15 protein-coding genes are annotated in these 14,350 nt (G+C 49.7%); 4 read left to right on the top strand and 11 right to left on the bottom strand.

Annotated features, from left to right (window positions below):
* Positions 1-91: 91 nt before the first annotated feature.
* Positions 92-748 (bottom strand): riboflavin synthase, encoded by a 657-nt coding sequence (locus tag MRJ96_14335; GenBank protein ID MDR4502620.1) that lies wholly within the window; start codon positions 746-748, stop codon positions 92-94.
* 207 nt (positions 749-955) lie between these two features.
* Positions 956-2,143 (bottom strand): MFS transporter, encoded by a 1,188-nt coding sequence (locus MRJ96_14330; GenBank protein MDR4502619.1) that lies wholly within the window; start codon positions 2,141-2,143, stop codon positions 956-958.
* Between the two features lie 222 nt (positions 2,144-2,365).
* Between MRJ96_14330 and MRJ96_14325 the strand changes: the two genes are divergently transcribed.
* The gene (locus MRJ96_14325; GenBank protein MDR4502618.1) at positions 2,366-3,724 is read left to right on the top strand and encodes a chloride channel protein; all 1,359 of its coding nucleotides are present in this window, start codon (positions 2,366-2,368) and stop codon (positions 3,722-3,724) included.
* A 162-nt stretch (positions 3,725-3,886) separates the two neighbouring features.
* Here MRJ96_14325 and MRJ96_14320 read toward each other — a convergent pair whose 3' ends face one another.
* Positions 3,887-4,225 (bottom strand): STAS domain-containing protein, encoded by a 339-nt coding sequence (locus tag MRJ96_14320; GenBank protein ID MDR4502617.1) that lies wholly within the window; start codon positions 4,223-4,225, stop codon positions 3,887-3,889.
* A 227-nt stretch (positions 4,226-4,452) separates the two neighbouring features.
* Here MRJ96_14320 and MRJ96_14315 point away from each other — a divergent pair, with 227 nt between their 5' ends.
* From MRJ96_14315 to MRJ96_14305, 3 genes are all read left to right on the top strand, one after another.
* On the top strand, positions 4,453-6,312 hold the full coding sequence (locus MRJ96_14315; GenBank protein MDR4502616.1) for a hypothetical protein: 1,860 nt from the start codon (positions 4,453-4,455) through the stop codon (positions 6,310-6,312).
* Between the two features lie 67 nt (positions 6,313-6,379).
* Positions 6,380-7,429, top strand: coding sequence for a DEAD/DEAH box helicase (locus MRJ96_14310; GenBank protein ID MDR4502615.1), 1,050 nt, complete (start codon positions 6,380-6,382; stop codon positions 7,427-7,429).
* A 323-nt stretch (positions 7,430-7,752) separates the two neighbouring features.
* Positions 7,753-8,127: a hypothetical protein gene (locus tag MRJ96_14305; protein ID MDR4502614.1), complete on the top strand. Its 375-nt coding sequence runs from the start codon at positions 7,753-7,755 to the stop codon at positions 8,125-8,127.
* 163 nt (positions 8,128-8,290) lie between these two features.
* Here the strand turns inward: MRJ96_14305 and MRJ96_14300 are convergent, their stop codons facing one another.
* The 8 genes from MRJ96_14300 to MRJ96_14265 all read right to left on the bottom strand — a co-directional run bounded on the left by MRJ96_14300 (position 8,291) and on the right by MRJ96_14265 (position 14,336).
* On the bottom strand, positions 8,291-8,647 hold the full coding sequence (locus MRJ96_14300; protein MDR4502613.1) for a DUF971 domain-containing protein: 357 nt from the start codon (positions 8,645-8,647) through the stop codon (positions 8,291-8,293).
* A 33-nt stretch (positions 8,648-8,680) separates the two neighbouring features.
* Positions 8,681-9,442: a DNA repair protein RecO gene (recO, locus tag MRJ96_14295; protein ID MDR4502612.1), complete on the bottom strand. Its 762-nt coding sequence runs from the start codon at positions 9,440-9,442 to the stop codon at positions 8,681-8,683.
* A gap of 66 nt (positions 9,443-9,508) precedes the next feature.
* A complete protein-coding gene (gene era / locus MRJ96_14290; protein MDR4502611.1) occupies positions 9,509-10,399 on the bottom strand; it encodes a GTPase Era in 891 nt (296 codons plus the stop codon).
* A gap of 95 nt (positions 10,400-10,494) precedes the next feature.
* Positions 10,495-10,851: a septum formation initiator family protein gene (locus tag MRJ96_14285; GenBank protein MDR4502610.1), complete on the bottom strand. Its 357-nt coding sequence runs from the start codon at positions 10,849-10,851 to the stop codon at positions 10,495-10,497.
* A 9-nt stretch (positions 10,852-10,860) separates the two neighbouring features.
* The gene (gene eno / locus MRJ96_14280; protein ID MDR4502609.1) at positions 10,861-12,144 is read right to left on the bottom strand and encodes a phosphopyruvate hydratase; all 1,284 of its coding nucleotides are present in this window, start codon (positions 12,142-12,144) and stop codon (positions 10,861-10,863) included.
* A 16-nt stretch (positions 12,145-12,160) separates the two neighbouring features.
* The gene (gene gatB, locus MRJ96_14275; protein ID MDR4502608.1) at positions 12,161-13,597 is read right to left on the bottom strand and encodes an Asp-tRNA(Asn)/Glu-tRNA(Gln) amidotransferase subunit GatB; all 1,437 of its coding nucleotides are present in this window, start codon (positions 13,595-13,597) and stop codon (positions 12,161-12,163) included.
* Between the two features lie 24 nt (positions 13,598-13,621).
* On the bottom strand, positions 13,622-13,945 hold the full coding sequence (locus MRJ96_14270; protein ID MDR4502607.1) for a YtxH domain-containing protein: 324 nt from the start codon (positions 13,943-13,945) through the stop codon (positions 13,622-13,624).
* A complete protein-coding gene (locus MRJ96_14265) occupies positions 13,935-14,336 on the bottom strand; it encodes a DUF948 domain-containing protein (GenBank protein MDR4502606.1) in 402 nt (133 codons plus the stop codon). Before MRJ96_14265 ends, MRJ96_14270 begins: the two co-directional genes overlap by 11 nt.
* Positions 14,337-14,350 lie beyond the last annotated feature (14 nt).

Below are 14,350 nucleotides of genomic sequence, written 5' to 3'. Positions count from 1 at the left end.
TAAAATAATCGGGATTATCACGATAAAAGATGTGATGACTAAAAATAGACGAAGGAGAGGACGGTCGCGAAGCATAAGCAGGTGGGTACAGTCAGAGAAGTCCCCGTTTCTGGAGATACTCATGATCGATGACTGGTGTGGACTTTGAGGGAATGTTTCCATTCGATTGAAGGAGGCGTTCCACATACTTTCCTATCAAGTCAGTCTCAAGATTCACGTGATCGCCAACCTGTTTGAGCCCCAGAGTTGTGATACTTGCCGTGTGGGGAATGATCGTGACGGCAAACGTCTGGTCCGAGACATCATTCACGGTCAAACTAATTCCATCGACCGTGATGGATCCCTTTTTCACACAGTATCGACTGAGCGCCGCTGAAACCTCGATGACGAACAGAATGGCAGTGCCGTTTTGTTCTCTTCGACGAATCGTACCAACCCCGTCAACATGTCCTGTGACGAGATGTCCGCCGATGCGCTCATTCAGTTTCATAGCCCTCTCGAGATTGACGGGCATACCGGCTTCAGCTGATCCGAGGGTGGTGAGATTGAGTGTTTCAGTCGAGACATCCGCCTCGAAATCCTCCGGGCCATGCTCAATGACCGTCAGACATGTGCCGGACACACTGACACTTTCTCCAATCTTGAGATCTTGCAAAATTTGTGAAGCGAGTATCGATAAACGTGCGCCAGTCAATCCTTTATTGACAGACTTGATGGCGCCCATTTCTTCCACGATTCCACTAAACATAGAGCTCGTCCAAATTCGTCCTAGGCCTTGACTGATGGTCTATTCGGAGTCGTGTTCTTTCTTCAGCAAAACATGTTTCACGACCAAAAAAAACACGATAATCATCACCACGACCCCTAACCCAGCGATGGCACCGATGATGACATCGCCTGTACTCATGCCTTCTCTCATCAAACATCCCTCAGAGTTCGAAGATCTCCGTGTCTTCTATCCTGTAATTGTGATTGTGCTTCGCAACATGATCATACCGAATATGACGGCCGTAATAAACTGCAGCACACCGATCATCGCAAATCCTCCAGCATATCCGATTGATCCAATGAGCAAACCCGTGATCATCGGCCCACTCGCATGTCCAAGGTCCATGATAGTCCCGCGCATTCCCATGCCAGCTCCTAATGATTGCTGGTGCGAAAGATCGGCGATCAAGGCCGTTGAAGATGAGGTAATCACTGCCTCTCCAAAACCAAACATTCCGGACACTGGTAGCAAAAAATACAGAGAAGCAATATGGGGAATAAGAATGAGCATGCAACCGCAGACACCCAATCCGAGGATAATCAATGGCTGCCGTCCGACTCTATCGGACACATGTCCCATGACTGGTTTCGCCAATAAAGATGTGAAGGCCTGAATTCCGAACAACATGCCGATTTCAGCAGCATTGAGACCGATCGAAAGCCCATATAGCGGTAGAAATGCCATGAGCGTGCCATTGGCCATCATTTTTGATGCTTCAGTCAAGCTTGTCGTGAGAATACCTCGATGTTTCAGGATTTCGTGAATGCCTTGCCGGACTTCTGGCCATAGTCCGTGAGAGGACCGCCTCACTTGCTCTTGGAGAATGTCGGCATGGGGAATGGATAAAAAACAAAGGAGGCTCAATGTTCCAATGATCCCTGCAGTAAGAAATGTGGGCGAAAATCCCACGGAATAAACCAAGATGCCTCCGATCACCGGACCGAGAAGCCCCCCTCCCTGAGCCGCGGCCGTGTACCATCCCATTGCCTGTCCTCGTTGGGCGGCAAATATTCGGGCGACGGTCGCCAAAGCAAGCGGGGTAAACAGGGCCGTCGCCAAGCCATGAACAAGACGAAGGAGGCCTAACGTCGTCGTATCTGAAATGGATGGATACAAAAAAGGCGGAAGCGCAAAAGCCAAGAGTCCACCGAGCATCAGTTTTCGTCGATCGTAAAAGTCCGACATGACTCCCACCGGAAGCTTGAGAAACACTCCGGTCAGGGTCGAAATGGCGACCAGCATGCCAACTGTGCTGGGTGTCGCACCTAACGATTCGGCGAAAAGGGCGAGAGCCGGGCGGCGAACCAGGTCATAGCTCACAAATCCCAGGAAGGCAACGGAGCAGAGAAGTCCAAATACTCGAGATGAAGTCATGCAAGACGTGAGGACGGAACAAAAGTCTAGAACGGTGGCGTCAGAAACGGTGCATGGAGTCGTGGCATCAGGGTTTTCGACCTGTCAATGTTTTGCTTCATTCTTAATCTCAATAGAGATTTCATCATGACTTTCTCATGTGGAACGCCGACATTTGTCTGCCAGAGTGCTACACTTTGCAGTGTTGTATCACGATTGATCAGTTCTAGGATACGGTTGATCATGAATACTCGCGTAGCTGAAGAATGTGTGTTATTCCTCAACGTCGCCAAATGGCTTGTGTTGGCCATTGGCGCTGGTTTGCTGGTTGGGCTCTCAACCACCATATTTTTAACGATCCTTTCTCTGATACTGTCTGAGACCGAACGGCTTTCCTATCCTCTTCTGCTCTTGCCGTTTGGGTTAGCCCTGTCGGCATGGATGACGACCTCTCTCGCGCCGGATGCCAGTGGACAGGGCGTCGAGCGGGTCATACAAGCCGTTCACCTTCGATCCGGCTTCATTCAAGCCCAAGTCATTCCCGTCAAACTGGTCGCCACATTATTGACAATCGGTGCTGGAGGCTCAGCTGGAAATGTCGGTCCCTGCGCGCAAATTGGTGGCGGAATATCCTCTTGGGCGGCTCAGATGCTGAAATTTTCTAATGAGGATCGCAAGACATTGGTTATCTGCGGGATTAGCGCAGGGTTTGCCTCCGTTCTTGGAGCACCGATAGCTGGTGCGTTTTTTGGTGTCGAAGCACTGTTCGTTGGCGCTATCTCCTATCAAGTCTTACTGCCATCTGTTGTGGCAGCCATCGTTGCCCATCAAGTCACACAGTATTTTCAGATTTCCTTTTGGACGACTCATCTTAAAGTTGAAGGAATGTTTGACCATACCCTTCTTCTCTGGTCGATAGGAGGAGGGATTGTTTTTGGATTATGTGCCTTGCTCCTTATCGAAGCGATTAATTTGGGGAGACGAGTGGCGTTTCGGGCGACTCTTCCCTTTCCCTTGCTTGGGTTTTTGGCCGGATTGGTCCTCTTGGGTTTCACATCGCTGACCTCAACTCGCGTGCTGGGATTGGGCGAGGGGGTGATTCAGGAGGTGATTGCTGGGCAGGAGTTTTTGTGGTACGCCTTTCTCCTAAAAATAATCACTACGAGTCTGACATTAAATTTTGGAGGAAGTGGTGGCATCATCCTTCCGATTTGTTTTATCGGCGCTACAGTAGGCTCGGCATTTGGACATGCCTTTGACCTGGACCCTGGCCAATTGGCCGCCTTAGGGATGGTTGGGGTATTGGCGGGAGCCGTGAACACACCGATTACGGCCGTGCTGTTGGCACTTGAACTTTTTGGCGTGACGATCGGATCCTATGCCATGCTCACGTGCGTCGTGAGTTTTCTGATGTCAGGGCATCGGAGCGCGATACCCACGCAACTCCTGCGCCTCAGAAAAGCTCCAGGGATCCGCGCTGATCTCAACCACGAAATCAGTGAGACCCGGCTTTCTGTCGACCCGTGGGATGTCCACATTCAGGTCATCAAAGAGAAAATCAAAGGTCACATGCTCATCAGAAAAAAACGATTAAAGCCATAAGATACAACCAATAGACCTTCCGCATTGAATTCTCTACTATCCGTTCCAACCCGAATCGTCGATCAGTCTCCGCTTCGGAAAGCCACGGTTGAGTCGAGTGAATAACCACTGTGGTGCGTTATATAATGAAAATGTAACAGGCGGGGAAGGAGGGATGGCCATCTAGAGTTCTGATATGGCCTCTTTTTCCGATTCATAGATCGGGACGAGCTCTTGGAGTTTCAGTTCATCAAGCAATGTTGCCACGACTCCCTGGGGTTGCACCCAAGTCATTCGTCGCTTTAATCCGGTGAATTGCATATACGCTGTGACGAGAAAACCCAGGCCAGCACTGTCGATGAACGTCAGGCCGGAAAGATTGATGATGACGTGTTCCGATTCATTCAAACAGCATTGGTTCATAATCGCTTTGAAATGCCACCGGGCGTTCATATCAAGACGACCATGTAAATCGATGACTGTGGCTCCCTTGACAGCGCGTACGATGACGTCAACCATCATTCCTCCTATATCAAGAGTATCGGTCCACGTCTACAATGCCTTAAAGACGTATTCTTATCAACTGTCGGCATCTGCTGGCGTTTGTTCCACGTTCTTGCTTTCATGCTTTTTTTCTTGCCGGAATTCTTCGGCTGGCATTCTTCGATCATCTTCAGCATTGCTGATTAACTTCCTTTTGGCGTGTCCTTCACCTTCCGATTCAAACTTGGTACAATTTACTCTCGTTCATGCCACCTGCCATCCATCCAGTTGAACTAGTCGAAGTTCTACGAAGAAAACAATTGACCCCGGCGATTGTCTTCCTCACGTCACGTCGTGCTTGCGATGACGCGATCAACGCGTTCGAGCGAGGGAACTCCTCGCTCCCGCCTCAACGCTCACACGCCATCACCACCTTTTTTGAGGGGCTGGCCAGCGATTATCCGAGTATTATCGGGCATCCGCTCATGCCAGTCGTCGCTCGATGTGGAGTCGCAGCTCATCATGCGGGTCATCTCCCTTCGTGGAAAATCGCGGTTGAAGAGCTCATGCGGAAAGGGCATCTCGATGCAGTTTTTGCCACGACGACTTTAGCTGCAGGCGTGGATTTTCCGGCTCGCACGGTGGTTATCACGCAGTCGAGCGTGCGAAAAGCCAGGGATTTTTCGGATTTGACGGTCGGGGAAATTCAACAATTGGCCGGAAGAGGCGGTCGGCGCGGAAAAGATTTGGTGGGTTTCGTGATGATTACACCGTCGCCGTATATTGATCTCCACGTATTGAGCAAAGGGTTGACCGGGTTTCCAGAGCCTATCGAAAGCCAGTTTGTCATCTCGTATCCCATGGTCTTGAACCTTTTAAAAGCCCACCCTCTCGATCATATCGAAGGAATCCTGGCTAAGAGCTTTGCCCAGTTCCAGCTCAATCGTCGAGCAGATGTTCATCAGAATCATCTGGATACGGTACAAGAAACCATGCGGCCATTTGGCCCCAGAGTCTGCACCGACTGGATTACGCAATGGCAACTCTATGATTTTGCCAAACGGAGAAAATCTCATCGACGGATCGTCGTGCACAACGATTCTCCCGCCACGACGGCACGGCTCCCGTTTTTGACGCCTGGACGAGTGATAGGCGTATCAAGAGGCTTTGCAATCATCCTGCGTCAGTACCGGAGTCGCAGCCAGCGATACCCTATGCTTTCCATTCTACGAGAGAAGGGCACCATCACTGAATGCCCGGCGATGACAGTGACGCAGGTCTATGACCATGTTTTTGATTTTCATTCCCTTCGCTCCTTTCCGTGGTGTACTGCCGACACGCTAGCTCGTTTAGTGCACGAACTCAAGCAACTTCCTCACTCCCTCCCGGTTTTGCCCGTGTTGCTCGATCAAAACTCTGAAGATGATACACAACTCCAGGCGGTTCTCACTGATGAATTCCCCTGTCCCACCTGCCCGTCTCAACCCGCATGCCGTAAAGATCATGCGACAGCCTCACGGCTTCGACAGAAAGAAAAAGGATTGACGAAAACGATTCAAGCCCTACGAACGGGGCTCTGGCACCGATTTCAAGAGAAAAGCGATGTTCTGCATCATCTGGGATATTTGACGGCGACTTCTGAATTGACGGCAGAAGGCCAGTGGGCCCGATTGATCCGTATCGATCATTCATTGCTCATCACGGAACTGATTCGGATGGAAGCCTTCGCGGCTATTGAGCCAGCACTTTTAGCAGCTGTGATGGCCAGTATCGCCCATGATGATGATCGCCCCGGTTCATTTCTTCGCATGGAAGCGGGTTTGAGCACGATGCTCCATCAGGTTCGGACAATCGCTCAATCCTTAGCCCCCTATGAGGATCCTCCATTGCTTCGAACCGATGTCGCGGCATTGACGGACAAATGGATTCGTGAACCAACGCTGAAATGGTCGTCGCTCGTCCAAATGACGACCATGGCCGAAGGGGATGTATACCGATTGTTCGCGAGAACCATCGAGTTTCTCTCTCAGATACAAACTCTCAAAAATTCCCATCCTAGCCTTGCTGATACGGCTAGTGCAGCGATTACGACCATGAGACGCGAGGTTCTGGAGGAGCTTCCGTGAGAACATATTTGTTCGATTCTAATTTTAGAAGAAACCCTATTCGGTTGTTTTTTGAGGAATGTCTGAGATGACGAACGCTGAACTCAGCCAACATCTGCAATCGCTTCCCCTGCGACGGCTTCACTTTCTCGCACGGGGGCGAATTCACCGACATTTTCGCTTAGGGAAACGTCGATTAATCGAGATTTTACTCAACCTCCCTCTGGATTCTCGGCAACTCCTTGAATCCGACCTTTTGACATCACAAGCTCAAAGTTTTCGACAATCCACAACACCTGAATCTCACGAGAAGTCTTCAACGAAGCCCGTCGTGGCACAGAGCAAGCCTAAGGCATCTCGCGTTCCCACGCCGCTGGTTTCCTCAAGCGAACTCTTAGAGGGATTGGGTATTCCGCCGCCACGAGAATTCCAACCAGATCCATGGCAAACCGAGGCCGTGGAAAAACTCGATGTGCATGACGTGATCGTCAGCGTTCCCACGGGAAGCGGGAAAACATTCGTGGCCGTGGAAGCCACGAAACGAGCACTCGAGAAAGACCAGACCGTGATCTACACGTCTCCGCTGAAAGCCCTCTCAAACACCAAATACATGGAATTTTCTTCGTTATTTGGACGGGATCATGTCGGCATACTCACAGGCGATCGACGAGACAATGCTCAGGCTCCGCTTTTGATCATGACGACAGAAATTCTACGGAACCTGTTCTATGATGCGGCAAGTGGAGAGGTCGACATTCGCCTGAATACACTCGGGCTCGTCATTTTGGATGAATCACAGTACCTAGCCGATGCCGAACGTGGGGTTGTTTGGGAGGAAACGATTATCTTTTGTCCATCACGGGCTCGTCTTCTTCTGCTATCGGCATCCATCGGTAACCCGCAAGATTTGGCGGCATGGTTGAGCAGCATTCGACCGACTTCCTGTTACCTGGTTCACCACCAAAATCGATCTGTTCCGCTTCGAGCAGGGTATTTACATCCGACGGGGGCGTTTAGTCCTTTCTTTCATACGCGTGATATTACGAAAGGACAATCACTTCATCTTCATCCTGAAACCAAACGATTATTCTCTCAATACGAAGAGCAGACACTTGGGAATCGTTCAAGACGTTCGTAATTCGTTGATCAAAAATCACACTTTCGTTGTAAATAAGCAACACGTGATCTTATCTTATGATGAAAATATCTTAATTTACAATATATTTCAATGACTTATGTGTTTACGTTAAATGGCATGACCATTGCTTATATCTTTAAAAATTCTTTTTATGAACAAGCAAGTGTTTTTTTAATCTTCCGAAAGTACTTACTCTTATGAAATTTATTTACCAAAATATTCGTTTTTATCTCGTAGGCATATTGTCTCTGGTGCTTTTCACTGGATGTCAAAGTTTTCAGCCTACCGAGAGAAGTGAACTAGCCCTTGAGGATTCAGAGTTTATGGGGCTTTGGTCTATGTATAATAGGTGCGTCACCGACCAAGATCCCTTGCAGATGAAAGATTACATTCTCAAGCTGACAGAGGCACCTCGACCAATTTCGATCCATCACTCTCCTATTCCCCTACCAAAATTTTTGAAAAATTGGACATCTCATCGTGCTTCACGTCTTTCTGTCGATCCTAGGGCCATGGCAGCCTCTTGTTCTCTCCTGGCTGGTGAAGCGGCATGGAAGACCGGACATCTAGAACTTGCCCGCGACCTCCTGCAGGCTGTTATCGAGGGCTACCCTGAGGCAGAATATGCATACTATGTTGAAGAAGCTCGTCATACCATACAACAAGTGCCCACGATTCGGAACGTGTCTTTAGAGTAATAAATCGTTCACGCCCCTCCTCTCTTACAAGTCGGCTACCTATTAAATTTCAGCTACAACGTAGCAACATACAGAGTTGCTTTAAGCAGCTGCGTGAGGCTTCTTCATGTTTGTTGTTGCCAGTAGCACGATTTTGTTACATCGATCTCTTGCCTACAATTGCCTAAAGGAGGACTTTCCCGCGTGGTTCTGAAGGTTTTTCAGGCTGGCAGATGTTGCATTGGCACATCGCACGTAAAGCTGTAAAGGAATAGATTCCTGTATCATGCCCATCGCTCCACGTAAATCGCAGAGCATACCGTCCAACAGCTTCAATATCTTTCAGCATGACGAGTAAAGGGACAGACTCAGGCTTGAGCCGTTGTTCCCCAGTCCACTCATCAATGCATGCGGCACAGGGACAACGTTGACGAAGATACCGCACGGGATAAATTCCACGATGGCCATCACTCCAATCGATGCCTAAGATCCCGTTGTCTAGCCAATTCATATCGTTAGGCGCAATCAAATCATGTGTCATATCATATATCCTCTTCAGAAGATTGCGAAAAAATTACGAATGCGATACCGAAGAATATAGACTCATACGTGGGAGCGTACGGCCGAGAATATGTTCCACGTAAGCTTCGATGGCTTGCTCAACTTCTTCACGTACTCGCCCATCCGCACGCAATCGAATCACTTTTGAAAAAGGCAGTCGTTTAGCCTGCTGGATAAAGGCCAAACTACCAGGAGATAACGACAGGCCTCGCCCATGGTATTTATCTTGGCAAATTGTACATACAGCGCCACCAGCTTGTGGAGAAAATCGGACTATCGTGGCGGCATGAAACATTTTTCCACAGTCCGCGCAGTGATCGAGTTGAGGGCGAAAACCGGAATGTCCCAGAATATGAATGTGAAAGAGAAGTGTACATAATCCAGGATCATGCCCATCTGACAAGAATGTTAAGCCGTTGATTAGCCCATGAAATGTTGACTGATTCGGATCCCGGTCAGGCGTGATGCCTTGAATGAAATTCACCATACGTGCAGCAGCCGTCATCAAGGATAAATTTTCAGAAAGTTTTGAGAATGGCTCGATAATATCGGCCTGACTAACGCGGGCAAGTGTTTCTGTATTTTTCTCGAATAGTGTGAGGCCAATCAAGCGGAATGGTTCGAGGGCACTGCCAAATCGGCTTTTCATGCGTCGAGCGCCTCGAGCGATGCCGCGAACTTTTCCGACGTGTTCAGTGTAACAGGTCACGATCCGGTCGGCTTCGCCCCATCGCTGACTTTTGAGGATCACGGCTTGCGTCTTATAGAGTGGCATAAGAAAATTTGCCTCTATTGCAAAGCGATAACGAAGCAATTTCAACAGGGCCTATCCCCTGTATCCCTAATAGCCCAGTTCGGTCAACAGTCGTTCATTATCTCTCCAATCCTCGCGGACCTTCACCCAAAGCTCTAAGAAAATCTTGACACCGAAAATCTGTTCCATTTCAATCCTGGCATCGGTTCCGATCGCTTTCAATCGTTGTCCCTGTTTTCCGATGATAATGGGTTTTTGAGAGGATTTTTCCACATAAATCGAGGCGGTAATATGGGCTGCGGAGTCTTTCTCGAGAAAATCTTCAATTAACACTGCTACGGCATACGGGAGTTCAGCGTGTGTTTGCTGCAAGATTTTCTCGCGAACGATTTCCGCTGCCATGTGTCGCATGGATTGATCAGTGAGGAAATCTTCTTCATAGAGAGGTTGAGGTTCATCCGGCAGACAAGCCAAGGTTAATTGAATCAACCGATCAATATTATCCCCTTGTTTAGCGGAGATTGGTACAATCTCCGTCCACTCTCCCAGTTGACGGTATTGATCGATCAATGGCAAGAGACGAGCCTTTCCCATTTCATCGACCTTATTCAAGAGCAAGAATATCCCATTATACCCTCTGGCTTGGGTTGCCGCCGTGACCTGCTCCAGGACAAATCGATCTCCAGGGCCTGGCGGCTTTCGCGCATCAACCATGGCGTAAATGACGTCGGCTTCCGGAAGCGAATCCAAGGTCGTCCTGACCATCTTGCGATTGAGTTGATGCTTGGGCTTATGAAGTCCCGGTGTATCGAGGATAACGATTTGCGCCTGTGGCAAATGTCCGACTCCAAGAATTCGTGTTCGCGTTGTTTGTGGTTTATCCGAGACAATCGCGACTTTTTGTCGCACAAGAGTATTGAGGAGAGTCGACTTTCCAACATTGGGACGTCCGACGAGAACCAACGTGCCGAATTTCATGGCAGGCCAACCAGCCAGTCTCGCTGACGAGGACGCGGTTGAAATTCAGAGATGGGGTTTTGACGATGCGTGGAGGACACAACAAAGAGATATAATTAAAGGTGAGGAGGAGCGTGTTTTACCTGAGGCTCCACGAATTGATAAACGGTTTCTCCTTTCCGCACCATTCCCAGGTGATTTCTGGCTAGCTCCTCAAGCTTTCTCGAGTCGGTTTGCACAAGACGAATTTCTTCCTCGAGTATGGCATTTTGAGTTTTGATCTCGTGTATCCGTCGCTCTAAATTCTCTGCAGCCTGCACTTGAGCACGATATAAAGGGACTCCGTCTTTCGTAAAAAAGATATACCCCAAAAACATTCCCCCAAGGATCATTCCAGCGACCGTGGGGAGTCGATGTGATACCTCGCCTAAGAAGCCTGGTTTTTGTCGTTTCTTTTTTCGGTTTTTAGCCATGTTAGAACGTCAAAAAATCGGTAATCCAGCCTTTCCCGGATAGATGGCCGCACGACCCAACTCTTCTTCGATGCGCAAGAGCTGATTATACTTGGCGAGCCGGTCAGTGCGGGACAAAGACCCGGTTTTGATCTGTCCAGTATTGAGAGCGACGGCTAGGTCAGCGATCGTCACATCTTCAGTCTCTCCCGATCGGTGAGAGACAATGACCCCAAAACCTTTCCTCTTAGCTAATGTTACGGCTTCTATGGTTTCTGTCAATGTGCCAATTTGATTGAGCTTGATCAGGATGGCGTTTCCTGCTCGTTCTTGAATGCCCCTGGACAGATACTCGACGTTGGTCACGAAGAGATCATCGCCTACTAATTGAACACGGTCCCCTAGTTTCGCCGTGAGTGCGACCCACCCCTTCCAATCATCTTCATTTAACCCATCTTCGATCGAGACAATGGGAAAACGTGCGGTTAAAGATGCATAGTAATCGATCATCCCCTCCGAAGAGTGCTGCGCCCCATCCTGGCTCCTGAGCGTATAACGGTTTTTTTCATAAAACTCGCTGGCAGCGGCATCAAGCGCTAACACGATATCTCGCCCCGCTCGATACCCGGCTTTCTTGATGGCCAATACAATAAGATCGAGCGCTTCCTCATGAGACCCGACATACGGTGCGAAGCCACCTTCGTCCCCTACCGCCGTACTTAATCGCTTGGATTGCAAGAGAGCTTTGAGGTGATGAAAGACTTCCGTGCCCATTCGAAGGGCCTCACGAAAGCTTGAGGCTCCGACCGGCATAATCATAAACTCTTGAAAGTCCAATCCATTGTCAGCATGTGCTCCGCCATTAATGATATTCATCATCGGAACCGGTAATTCTCTCGCATTCACACCGCCTATGTACCTATAGAGCGGTTGGCCAAGTTCAGAAGCTGCGGCACGTGCGACTGCTAAGGATACCCCCAGAATAGCATTCGCGCCAAGCCGGGATTTACCTTTCGTGCCATCTAGGGCAATCATGGTCGAGTCGATCGCCACTTGATCAAAGGCTGACATGCCGATGAGTTTTGGCGCAAGCGATCTCTTGACACTCTGTACAGCCTTATCGACACCTTTGCCCATCCATCGTCGTTTGTCACGATCCCGAAGTTCAAGCGCTTCACGTGCTCCTGTGGATGCCCCTGAAGGCACTGCTGCACGCCCCCAGGCGCCACTTGAAAGCTTCACGTCTACTTCAACCGTGGGATTCCCACGCGAATCCAAGATCATTCGAGACACAATCGTTTGAATCGTACTCATCGTCATGACACCTATATTAAGAATGGTTCACTAACGCGGTCTTCAATAACGCATTTACTTTTCCAGGATTAGCTTTGCCTTTTGACGCTTTCATCACCTGTCCGACAAAAAACCCTAACACCGCCTCTTTTCCGTCTTGATACTGGCGAACTTGCGTTGGATGATTGGCGAGCACGTCACGTATGAACGTCAGAAGGGCTTCGTCATCCGAGACTTGACTCAATCCCTTCTCATCAATCAAGGTTTTGGGGTCTTTCCCGCTGTCATAGAGTTCGGAAAAGATCTCGCGAGCGGCCTTGAGGCTAATCGCATCATCTTCGACTAACTGTAATAACTGGACGAGTCGTTCGGGGCTCAACTCAGACTCTTGGGCCGACACACCATGGGCGTGCAGTTCATGAAGCAATTCCCCTTTCACCCAATTGCACACGGTCTTGGGGAAGGGAAAGAGTTCCACACATGACTCGAAATAATCGGCGAGTGCTTTTGATGAGGTCAGGAGCGCGGCGTCTGTGTCTGGTAATGCATACGCCGTGATCATTCGCTTCTTGCGAGCCCCCGGGAGCTCTGGGAGCGTGGCCTGGATCGAGTCAATGATGTCTTGATCGAGGTGTAAAGGAAGCAAATCGGGATCAGGGAAATACCGATAGTCATGCGCTTCTTCTTTGCTTCTCATCACGACGGTTCGTCCTTGAACTTCATCCCAAAGGCGTGTTTCCTGGTGAATGGTGCCTCCGTTCGATAACACCTGGGTCTGTCGAGACACTTCATATTCAATGGCCTCATGAACAAACCGGAACGAGTTGATGTTCTTCAATTCAACCTTGGTCCCAAAGTCCTGAGCCCCAACAGGACGCAAAGAAATATTTGGTTCGCAACGCAAATTCCCCTGCTCCATATTGCCGTCACATACGTCTAGATACATCAGAATGTCCCGCAGCAAGCGTAGATAGGTATCTACATCATCCCCGGAACGCAGATCGGGTTCCGTGACAATTTCCAGGAGCGGCGTTCCCGTTCGATTGAGATCAACATAGCTATCTTGCCCTTGAGGCTGATGAACCGTTTTTCCGGCATCTTCTTCAAGATGAGCCCGGCGGATTCGTACCCGTTTGACTTTGGATGCGGAGTCGATGTCAAGCCAACCATTCTCACAGATGGGCGCTTCATATTGTGAAATTTGGTAGCCTTTCGGCAGGTCAGGATAGAAATAATTCTTACGGGCGAAGTGATTGTCCGTTCGAATCGTGCACTGCAACGCAAGACCGACGCGAATAGCCATATCGACGGCCAAGCGATTCAATACGGGCAGTGAGCCTGGCATGCCCAAGCATACGGGACATGTTTGGGTGTTTGGTTCACCTCCAAACACTGTCCCACACGAACAAAATAATTTTGATTGAGTCCGGAGTTGAGCATGTACCTCAACGCCGATCACCACCTCGTACGACATAGTCTAAGTGCGGAATCCTCTAGATTAAAGGGTGTAATCGTGCGTATTCTGATCGCGTTCACGACGCATGGCTTCACGTCCAGCTTCGATGGCCTCTTTCACGGCGGAAGATGCTTCGTCCACAAAGTCCCTCCCCTTCAATACCACTTCATCCAACGCATCGGTGGCCTTCTCTCGAAGATCGCGAATATCCTCGCCGGTCCGTCGTGCATACCCCACAAGACGCTCTCGCGATTCACGTCCCCCCTGTGGGGCCAGCAAGAAGGCCCCAACGGCTCCGACCAGCGCACCACTTAAAAACGCTAACGCAACGGATCCAGCAGACGCAGATGATTGATTATTTCCCATGCTCTTTCCCTCCTTCTTTTGAGGCACGATGTTTCATTTTTTGAGAAGCGGCTTTAATTCCCGCCAACACGCTGGTGAGTCCCAGGAACAGCGAGCCGCTCCTGCCGCGCACGGCTCCGTGAACCTGTTGGACCGTTTGTCCCATGTCGCCCAAGGCCGTAAACAACGTCGAGGCCCGATCAACCCCCATTTTGGCTTGATCGGTGAGCGCTCGCACGTTTTCACTGGTTCCACGGATATCTTTGAGCAACCCGGGTAATTCATTGTTGACCCGTGCCAGGACACGCTCGGACTGCGCGACCGTTCGCTTAATTTGCAAAATGGTCGGGATCAGGTACCCCACCAGGACAACGACGGCGATGGCGATGGCGACTGCAGCCAAATCGATCATAAAAACCTGTTCCT

This window comes from Nitrospirales bacterium (assembly GCA_031315865.1).
In the GTDB taxonomy this organism is placed as follows: domain Bacteria; phylum Nitrospirota; class Nitrospiria; order Nitrospirales; family UBA8639; genus JAGQKC01.
This window is presented reverse-complemented; position numbering and strand designations above follow the sequence as displayed.